At 59.0% G+C, this 8502-nt stretch carries 8 protein-coding genes; 2 read left to right on the top strand and 6 right to left on the bottom strand.

Annotated features, from left to right (window positions below):
- Positions 1-100: 100 nt before the first annotated feature.
- From DW136_RS09560 to DW136_RS09535, 6 genes are all read right to left on the bottom strand, one after another.
- Positions 101-943: a Cof-type HAD-IIB family hydrolase gene (locus tag DW136_RS09560; protein WP_117630076.1), complete on the bottom strand. Its 843-nt coding sequence runs from the start codon at positions 941-943 to the stop codon at positions 101-103.
- Between the two features lie 86 nt (positions 944-1029).
- The gene (locus DW136_RS09555; RefSeq protein ID WP_117630075.1) at positions 1030-2448 is read right to left on the bottom strand and encodes a citrate synthase; all 1419 of its coding nucleotides are present in this window, start codon (positions 2446-2448) and stop codon (positions 1030-1032) included.
- A gap of 74 nt (positions 2449-2522) precedes the next feature.
- Positions 2523-2810 carry an ACT domain-containing protein gene (locus DW136_RS09550; protein WP_006235289.1) on the bottom strand — a complete coding sequence of 96 codons (288 nt, stop codon included), beginning with the start codon at positions 2808-2810 and terminating at the stop codon, positions 2523-2525.
- Positions 2811-3206: 396 nt separating this feature from the next.
- Positions 3207-3914, bottom strand: coding sequence for a site-specific integrase (locus tag DW136_RS09545; RefSeq protein WP_255360342.1), 708 nt, complete (start codon positions 3912-3914; stop codon positions 3207-3209).
- An 18-nt stretch (positions 3915-3932) separates the two neighbouring features.
- The gene (locus DW136_RS09540; RefSeq protein ID WP_006235292.1) at positions 3933-4184 is read right to left on the bottom strand and encodes a helix-turn-helix transcriptional regulator; all 252 of its coding nucleotides are present in this window, start codon (positions 4182-4184) and stop codon (positions 3933-3935) included.
- Between the two features lie 9 nt (positions 4185-4193).
- On the bottom strand, positions 4194-4706 hold the full coding sequence (locus DW136_RS09535) for a DUF2975 domain-containing protein (protein ID WP_006235293.1): 513 nt from the start codon (positions 4704-4706) through the stop codon (positions 4194-4196).
- 552 nt (positions 4707-5258) lie between these two features.
- Between DW136_RS09535 and DW136_RS09525 the strand changes: the two genes are divergently transcribed.
- Both DW136_RS09525 and DW136_RS09520 read left to right on the top strand, forming a co-directional pair.
- Positions 5259-7481, top strand: a complete 2223-nt coding sequence (locus DW136_RS09525) for a hypothetical protein (protein WP_118289492.1) — start codon at positions 5259-5261, stop codon at positions 7479-7481.
- 5 nt (positions 7482-7486) lie between these two features.
- Positions 7487-8227 carry an ATP-binding cassette domain-containing protein gene (locus DW136_RS09520; RefSeq protein ID WP_117769450.1) on the top strand — a complete coding sequence of 247 codons (741 nt, stop codon included), beginning with the start codon at positions 7487-7489 and terminating at the stop codon, positions 8225-8227.
- The last annotated feature ends 275 nt before the right edge of the window (positions 8228-8502 follow it).

Genomic DNA, 8502 nt, shown 5'->3' with positions numbered 1-8502 from the left:
CGAACCTTAATTTCAAAGTCCAAGAAATGGGATGCAGTTCACGCGAAGACTGTCCCCAACGACTAGTCATTCAAGAACGTCCCCAGTGACTGGCCAATGACTAGGCGAGGGCGGCCATGATGGTGCGGGCGACGCCGTCGTGGTCGTTGTCGAACTCGGTGATGGCGTCGGCGGCGTCGCGGTCTTCGGGCTCGCCGTTGACCATGGCCATGCCGTGGCCTGCTGCCTGCAGCATGGGAATGTCGTTGATGTTGTCGCCGAACGCCCAGGCGTCGGCGAGACGCTCGCCCAAGTGCTCGCATAGCCACGTGAGGGCCGTTCCCTTGGTGGCGCCCTCGCCCATGACCTCGATATTCATGGCGTACGAACGTGTGACCTCAATGCCTCCGAGCGTGTCGAGCTCCGCCGCGATGGCGTCGCGATCGGCCGGGTCGTGCCAGTACATGGCGATGCGTTCGAGCGTCTCGACCTCGTCGATCTTGCTGTCGATATTCATGTCGATCGGTGTTCGTGTGCGCTTGAGCGAAGCCGCGATGTGGGGGTCGCCGCCGCAGAATTCGTCCAGGCGCGTGTAGAGCGAGCGGGGGAGGAAGCACTGCCCGTCCGCGAAGATATCGAAGGTCACATCGTGGCCGGCGGCAATGCGATGGATGCGGTGGGCAATGCCACGGTCGAGCGGACGGCTCAAGATGCACGTGGCGCGCGAGGCGTCGGTGGGCGTATCCTCGTCGAGCTGCCAGACGCTGGCGCCGTTGGCACAGACCGCGTAGTGCACGGCGGGATGGGCGAGAATGGGCTCAAAGATGCCCGACAGTGGACGTCCCGTGCAGGGAACAAACTCGATGCCACGATGTGCGAGCTCGTCGAGCATCGCCCAGGTGGCATCGCTCATTTGCTTATCGCTCGTCAGCAGCGTCCCATCCATATCGGAAAACACAATCATTTGATGCGGTCCTTTCTACTGGCATAAAAAGCGTGGCCGAGGGCTTGGGTCCCTGGCCACGCTCGAGTTCTATAACGGTCCGCGTCCTAGCGGTCGGCGAGCGGCTTGTACTCCAGCGGCTCGATCACCGGACGATAGGCGGGGCGGATGATACGGTGCGCGCAGAAGAGCTCTTCCATGCGGTGTGCCGACCAGCCGGCCATGCGGGCGACGGCGAATAGCGGCGTAAAGAGCGTTTCGGGCACGCCGAGCATCTTGTAGATAAAGCCTGTGTACAGGTCGATGTTGGCGCAGATGGGCTTGGTCATGCCGTGGTCGCGCATCACCTGCGGTGCCAGGCGCTCGATGCGCTCGATGAGTGCGAACTCTTCGCCCAAGTCCTTCTTGGCTGCCAGTGAGCGCGCGTAACGGCGGCACACCTCGGCACGCGGGTCGCTCAGCGTGTAGACGGCGTGGCCCATACCGTAGATGAGACCCGTGCCGTCGAAGGCCTGCTTGTCGAGAATCTTGCCCAGGTAGGCTGCAACCTCGTCCTCGTCCTCCCAGTTGGAGACATGCGCGCGGATGTCCTCGTGCATAGACACGACCTTGGCATTGGCACCGCCGTGGCGCGGGCCCTTGAGCGAGCCGATAGCCGCGGCGTAAGCGGAATACGGGTCGGTTGCCGAAGAGGACAGCACGCGGCAGGCGAAGGTGGAGTTGTTGCCGCCGCCGTGCTCGGCATGCAGCATGAGCATAACGTCGAGCAGCATCGCCTCATCGCGGGTGAATGCCATGCCGCCGCGCAGGACCTGTAGGATGGTCTCGGCGGTGGAGAGACCGGGCGTGGGGTGCGGCACGTGAACCTCGGAGCCGCGAAGCTTGGCGATCGAGGCCATGTGTGCGAAGGCGGCGATGCGCGGGAGACGTGCGAGCATGGAAATGGCGACGTCGATTTCGTGCTCGGGCGTGATCACGTCTGGTTCGGCATCGAAGGCGTAGAGCAGCAGCACGGCGCGCTGGAGCACGTTCATGATGCTCGACGACACCGTGGTCATAGGGAACTCTTTGACGTACTCGTCGCTCAGATGTCTAAAGGCGCCCAGGCGCTCGCAAAAGCCGTCGAGCTCTTCCTTGTTGGGTAGCGAACCCGTGATAAGCAGATAGGCGACTTCCTCGTAGCCGTAGCGATTCTCGGCCTGGGCATTGTTGACCAGATCCTCGATGCTGTAGCCGCGAAGCGTGAGCTTGCCCTGATCGGGCACGACCTTTCCGTCGACCTTGTTGTAGCCGTGCACATCCGAGATGCGAGTGAGGCCCGCGACCACGCCCGAGCCGTCGGCATTGCGCAGGCCGCGCTTGACATTGTGCTCAACAAACAGGCCCTCGTCATAAGGGTCGGTCGGCAGGCCGTGGTAGAGGTTTTCGCTCTCAGACGAAATCTGGCGGCTTGCTTCGTAATCCAAGACCAGACGGCTCAGGTGGTCGTCGAAGCGGTAGTAGATTTTCTTGGCGTCGTAGGCCATGTGCGCTCCTCTCCGGGCCATGTGGTGACGTTGCGCCTGGGCGCACGTTGGGCCGTCTCCACGCAGCCTGTTCGCTACAGGCGGTACATAAAGTTAAAGACGTCCTCGCGCTGGATGGACACGTTGACGCCCGAAAGCTCGCCGGCCTCGGCCAGGGCCTTCTGCAGTTCGGCAAAGTCGAGCTTGGACTCGGCGGTGTCGGCCAGCATGGTCATGGTGAAGATGTCCTCGATAATGGACTGCGTGATGTCGCGGATGTCGACGTTGGCCTCGCCCAGAACGCGGGTGACGCCGGCGACGATGCCGGGGCGGTTCTTGCCAAGGACGGTGATGACGATACGGGAGGACGAGATCTCGGCCATGGGAAACCCTTTCGCGTGATTGCGGCGCGCGCGGGGCGCTCCGCTACGGTACAGTGTTCATCATTGTACCTGTCTGGCGCAAAAAAGGCGCGCTCGCTGCGGCGTTACATGCCTGCAACATGAGCGTAAGGGGGAAGGCCGCACGGGGAAGAGCCGTCTGGCGCGTGTCCGGCTCGTGTTGGGTTGATTTCCGATCTCAGCCGAACACATTGAGCGGACAGGCCGTTCCCGCAGTCAGCCGAACGCCTCCGACGGCTGATTCCGAACTGGAAGCGGAGGGCATCCCCGCCCTTCGGTAGGGGATACCGCTCCGCGGCGCATGCCGCGGGCGGCGCCCCTATCGGACCACCGTGACCTCAGTTGGGATGGGCCCAGCACTGCCGCGTACTCGGTGAGCTAGAGCCAACTGTTCGTCTTCACGTCGCGTATGGCGATATTTCGGTCGTCCGGCTCGGTGATGCCGTAGCCGAACGCCTGGAGCGTCTCGATGGACTCCTGGATCCTCTGTTGGAACATTGGACCCGGATCGACCCTCGGCCCGAGGTGCCCGCGCCAAAGGCACGGCGTGGCGCGCAGCATGTTATGGATTTTGGAGATGGGCTCGATGTCGGCGTAGACGTTGAGCGTCGCCATGGCGTCCTTGTGGCCGAGGATCGATTGGAGCGCCTTGATATCGCCGCCTTGGCGGATCCACTGCGTTGCGAACGTGTGGCGAAGGCCGTGGAACGTGATCAGCTCATCGTTGGTGCCCATGAGGCCGTTGGTCTCCGAGAACGTCTTGAACGCCCTGCGGATATAGCTTGTCGTCGCGAAGGTCGCGCCCGGCTCCGACAGGATGTAGCAGTCCCCGATCTCGACCGCCCCGGTAAGGCCGCGCAAGCGCAGCTTTCCGCAGTCGATCTCGTGGGTCTCCTTCAGGAAGGGGAGTAGGCCGACCGGGTCGATGGGGATACCCCTGGCGTCATGGGTCTTGGTGTCCTTGATGAACGAACCCATTCCCTTCGCGTACGCCACCGAGTGTCTGATCGAGATCAGGCCCGTCTCGAAATCCACATCGCACCACCGAAGGCCGCAGACCTCGCCGATTCGCATCCCCGTGTGCAGGGCGAGTACGACCGCCCTCTAATCCTCGGCGGACCAATCGAGTCCGAACTCCTTTCGGGCATCCTCTTCGCTCATGACTTCGAGAAGGTCTCCGGGTTGGCAACGAAGGGCGAGGCATAGCTGCTCGAGTGTGTTGAAGCGAATGCCGCGAATATGCCCTTTTTTAATACGGGACAGGTTCACGGGCGTGGTTCCAATCCTTTCGGCAAGTTCGTTCGAGGAAATCTTTCGCTCGGCCATGATCTTGTCGAGGCGAACAATTACGGGCATGGCGTTTCCTTACGCAATCTCGTCGGAGTCGAGGTACAGCTCTCGGGCGTACAAGAAGAGCTGGGAAAGCATGAACAGGACGATGCCGAGAACCAGAGAGGTCCAATCGAATGATGAAGCGATCTCTTGGGCGCCGACGGCCCCCTCGCCGCCAAACATCGAAACGGAGGTTTTGAGTGAGCCGGCGTAGAGGCTGGTGGCAGCTTGAACAACGAAGAGAATGCCGAGCACCTTCAAGCATGTCGCAGACCCTTTCTTGAAGGGGTCTCCGCTCTTGATCGTCCACACGAGAACGGCGCTGAGGATGGTCGTAGCGATACCGATGACGGCAGGGACCAATGTCGAGATCGCAAGGGCTGGATACGCGGGGGAGTCTGCAATTACAGGGTTGTCGAGCACTTCGATTGCTGGCTTTAAGGAGAACGCCACTTGTGCGATGGCGGTGGCGCAAAGGGTCGCAGAGGCTATCGCACATGCGATGCGGAAGGAATGAAGCCGGGGAGTGCGATTGTCGGAACTCATAATAACCTCCGAAGAATTTAAAAAACTCAGGTTACTTTTTAACAGTTTATGTTAAATTGACTTTGCCGGCAAGTAATCACAGCATACTGCAACCGAAACCCCTCTAGATTGGAGAGGATTATGTTCAGTACTGTTAAGTCGTGTAAGCTCTTGGTTTTCCTCGGCCTCGCTCTTTGTTTGTTGCTGCCGGGAGCCCCCGCTTTTGCGGATACCCCGATGCCTCCTTCCCATGAGAGCAGCCAGTGTGCCCTCGTTGAGCCCCTCGGGTATACGGACGACGTCGTCGATACCTACTGGAGCTACAGCTGTCCTCGCGGCGTAAGCGGGCACAGCATCTCGATGTTCAACATCTCTTACAAGACGATTTCCTACCGAAATGGCTATCGCCGATCCGCGCATCATAGGGAATCCCGCCTCGCTGCAATGTGCTCCTGTGGTGTTCTTGGCACAACTGATAAATGGCAATTTGTCTATAGCACCTACTAGATGCGAGGAAGGGCCGAGCATTTTGTTCGGCCCTTCTGTTCCGACTGGATGAGGTTAAGGTTGGCGATGAATATGCTCAAAATCTCGAAGGCGATCTTTAGGTCGCTTCTCTCCTCCAGGTCGCTCTGTGTTGTCGTTGTTGCGTTGATGGTTCTTTGTGCTCTGCCCGTCTTCAGGAGCGCGGCTGGCATCGACGGACGGGTCGAATACCTCGAGTCGGGAATAACCCGTGTTGAGCAGGAATTGTCAGCATCCTATGCGGATGCGCTTGTGAATGCGGGGGAGGACGGTGTCTGTACCTCTTCATCAAGCATGCCCGCGCTTCTGTACCCTCTTGCCGCGGGACGTCTTATCTTGGCACCGCTCTCTCCCCTACTTCCGTTTCTGCAGATATCGGATGGAGAGTACACCTATTATGACGGATCGAAGGAGTACTTGCTATGGGTCGCAACGGCCGTTGCCGTCTCGTTCCTTGCCGCGCGTCTTAACAAACGTGAAAAGCTCATCATCCAGGCACCGATGGGCGAGCTGGGTAGACTTGTTGCATCGAGCGTATGGGCGAGTGTTTTTGCAATGCTTGCCGTCCTCGCCATCAATCTTCCAGGGATAATCGCCGCGCTTGTGAAGAATGGCCCGGGCTCGCCGTTCTATCCGATAGGCTACATTCAATATGCGACTCCGGTTATCAAACCGGCTTGGCTGGTGTTCGCGCAGACGGCCATCTTGCAATTCTTGGTGGCAGCGTTCATCTCGCTTGTCGTTCACCTTGCCGTGAAGATTGCCAATAACCCTACGCTTGGAATCGTGTTCGTATGTGCCCTGATGGGGGTGACGATGGTTCCCGGGTATTACGGAAGATCCATCGCTTTACGTGAGTTCGCCCTGTTGAATCCCCTTACGTATGCGAACACTGAGTTGACCGTCGGCGCCTATAGCCCGTACCCGACAACGCAGATAGTGAATCTGCCTGGACTTTGCTTCGAGCGTGGCGCGATTGCCCTCGTATGCGCAATCGGGATCGAGGTGCTGGCAATTAGCCTGCTTTGCGTTGCTGGAAAGAGCGGCTGCGCGTGCCCGATATCCCCGATTTGTCTTGAGAGAGGTTCCTTCACTGCATCGAGAACGGCAACTCGTTCGAGCGCTTGTGCCTTCGCCGTTGCATACGTAAGAACGATGGGGAAACTGCTCCTGCGTTCTCCTACCCTCGCCGTATGCGCGATTGCAATGTCGACGACGATGCTGGCCCCGGCTCTGGTCGAGATGTTTCCTGACGCTGATAACGTTTCCGCTGTTCGGTATAGGGATGGAGAGCTCCGTTCAATAGATCGGTATCTAGAGCAGAACGCTGCGAATATGGACGTCGAGGGCAAAGCGGCCCTGGAAGACATGCGGGATGCTCTTTCGGGTTTCGTGTACGCGCCTATGCCTGCGGAGGGGTTTCGAAGCCTTGCGACGTACGAGCGCGCTCGAGGTGAGCTGGGCGCGGCAGATGCGACTCTCCTGCAATCGATCGGAATCGAGCCGGAGACTCCTTCTCGTGCGGAGGCGCGCGCCCTTCTGCTTGAGTCGATCGCGAGCTTGCCGGACCCCAAGGTTTACGAGTTAAGTACGAAGATGCCCCCATTAATCCTCCTTTCGTATCTCCAGGCAGCGCTTCCCTCCTTATTTTTGCTGTTGCCCGTGGTTGTCACATCGCTCGCGTGCACCCACCTGCAGTGTCGTTCCCTTCTGGTTCTCCAGATCCCCGCAACAGCGCATGTGCGTTTTCTGACGGCTGTTGCGCTGGCTCTCCTGCTTGGCTTGGTGCTGCTTTTGGTGTCGATGGTTCCCGCTGTCGTTGTGTCCGTGATTAAGAACGGTGCGGGTGGATCGGAGTATCCCGTCGCTCTCATTCGGGCGGGAGCTTCGACAACGTCCACGGTGGGGGAGGCGGTGTTGTGCAGTATTCCGTTGCTGGTCATGGCATACGGCGTGATTTCCGTCGTCGCTGCGTTGACAGCAGCGATTAGCCGCAACTCCGTTGTCACCGGAATGGTTTGCGCGGTTCTCTTGGTGTTGGGTTCGTTGAGCGCTCATGTTGAAAGCGTGGGCATGGGCGTCGCGCTGCTGGCTCCATTCGCCTCGTTTGATCCCGCTTCCCAGGTGGGGACGATTGGGTTCCTTGGGCGAGGGACGAACGCGATGCCTTTTGGAGAGGTCGTCGGCGCATCGGGCGCTCTGCTGGTGGCCTTGGGCGCCGTATCTCCGTTGATGGTGCGCCTGAGTGTTCCAAAGATCGAAAGGGGATGATCTCGATGATTGACCTTCAAACGCTGACGATCTCTTATGGAAAGAAGGTGCTCGTAGATTCGGTGAACGCTGAGTTTGCCCCGGGTACGGTCTACGGTCTCGTCGCTCCGAACGGGCATGGAAAGACGACGTTGCTGCGTGCGATGGCAGGTTTGCCGGGTCCTCGCGTGGACGGGAGCATCGTTCTGGATGAGGTGCAGGGTACGGGTGCGAGAGAGGTCCGTTCTATGATCTTCTATGCACCTGGTGAGGGGACGCTGCTGTATCCCGGATTGCGTGCGGAAGATCACCTCAAGATGGTTTGCGATATGTGGCCGCATGCTCGCGATATCGAAGAGATAGTGGAACAAACGCAGATAGGCGAGTTCGCGAAGATGAGGATCCGCACTCTGAGCCAGGGCATGAAGCAGCAGCTTACCCTGGCGATTGCGTATGCGACGGGCGCGCGGTACCTTCTATTAGATGAGCCCATGAACGCGCTCGACCCCAGCAGGGTGGACTTGCATTCCGAGATTCTCAGGAAGCTGGCCGATTCTGGTACGTGCATCATCATGTCATCCCACATCTTGGATTCGGTCGATAGGCTGTGCGATGAGATTCTGTTTTTGAAGGATGGGAGGCTCATTAGAAGCATTCCGCAAGATGATGCTGCGCCGAAGTCTCCTGGATCCCATTTCGCAAAGCCTGCCGGACGCGCCGAGGGTGCGCTAAGCACGTATCGGCGACTCTACGAAAAGGGCGGGTAGAAATGCAAGTTAAAAATCTATGTGGCCAATGTGATACCGTTGAACCCGCGTATCGATACCGCTCAGCCATTCGCCTCGCCCCCGTCGCACGTATCTTCATCCGGTCTGTTACTTTTAATCTAACGATTCTTTGAGGAACGTAGGTGCTTCTGAATGTACTGTCGACTTCTTCTCAAACTGATCCTAAGAGACAAGGCCGCATGGATTTGTACGCTCGTTCTCGCTGCAGCCTTTTCCGTCCCCATTGCGTTCAATTCACCCATCTACGGGCCCTT

It is taken from the genome of Collinsella sp. AM12-1 (genome assembly GCF_003472325.1).
Classification (GTDB): Bacteria; Actinomycetota; Coriobacteriia; order Coriobacteriales; family Coriobacteriaceae; genus Collinsella.
This window is presented reverse-complemented; position numbering and strand designations above follow the sequence as displayed.

Excerpts from the sequence above, each read along its gene's own strand:
- DW136_RS09520 (WP_117769450.1), top strand. The coding sequence starts at position 7,487 with ATGATTGACCTTCAAACGCTGACGATCTCTTATGGAAAGAAGGTGCTC.
- DW136_RS09525 (WP_118289492.1), top strand. The coding sequence starts at position 5,259 with ATGAATATGCTCAAAATCTCGAAGGCGATCTTTAGGTCGCTTCTCTCC.
- DW136_RS09560 (WP_117630076.1), bottom strand. The coding sequence starts at position 943 with ATGATTGTGTTTTCCGATATGGATGGGACGCTGCTGACGAGCGATAAG.
- DW136_RS09540 (WP_006235292.1), bottom strand. The coding sequence starts at position 4,184 with ATGCCCGTAATTGTTCGCCTCGACAAGATCATGGCCGAGCGAAAGATT.
- DW136_RS09555 (WP_117630075.1), bottom strand. The coding sequence starts at position 2,448 with ATGGCCTACGACGCCAAGAAAATCTACTACCGCTTCGACGACCACCTG.
- DW136_RS09535 (WP_006235293.1), bottom strand. The coding sequence starts at position 4,706 with ATGAGTTCCGACAATCGCACTCCCCGGCTTCATTCCTTCCGCATCGCA.
- DW136_RS09550 (WP_006235289.1), bottom strand. The coding sequence starts at position 2,810 with ATGGCCGAGATCTCGTCCTCCCGTATCGTCATCACCGTCCTTGGCAAG.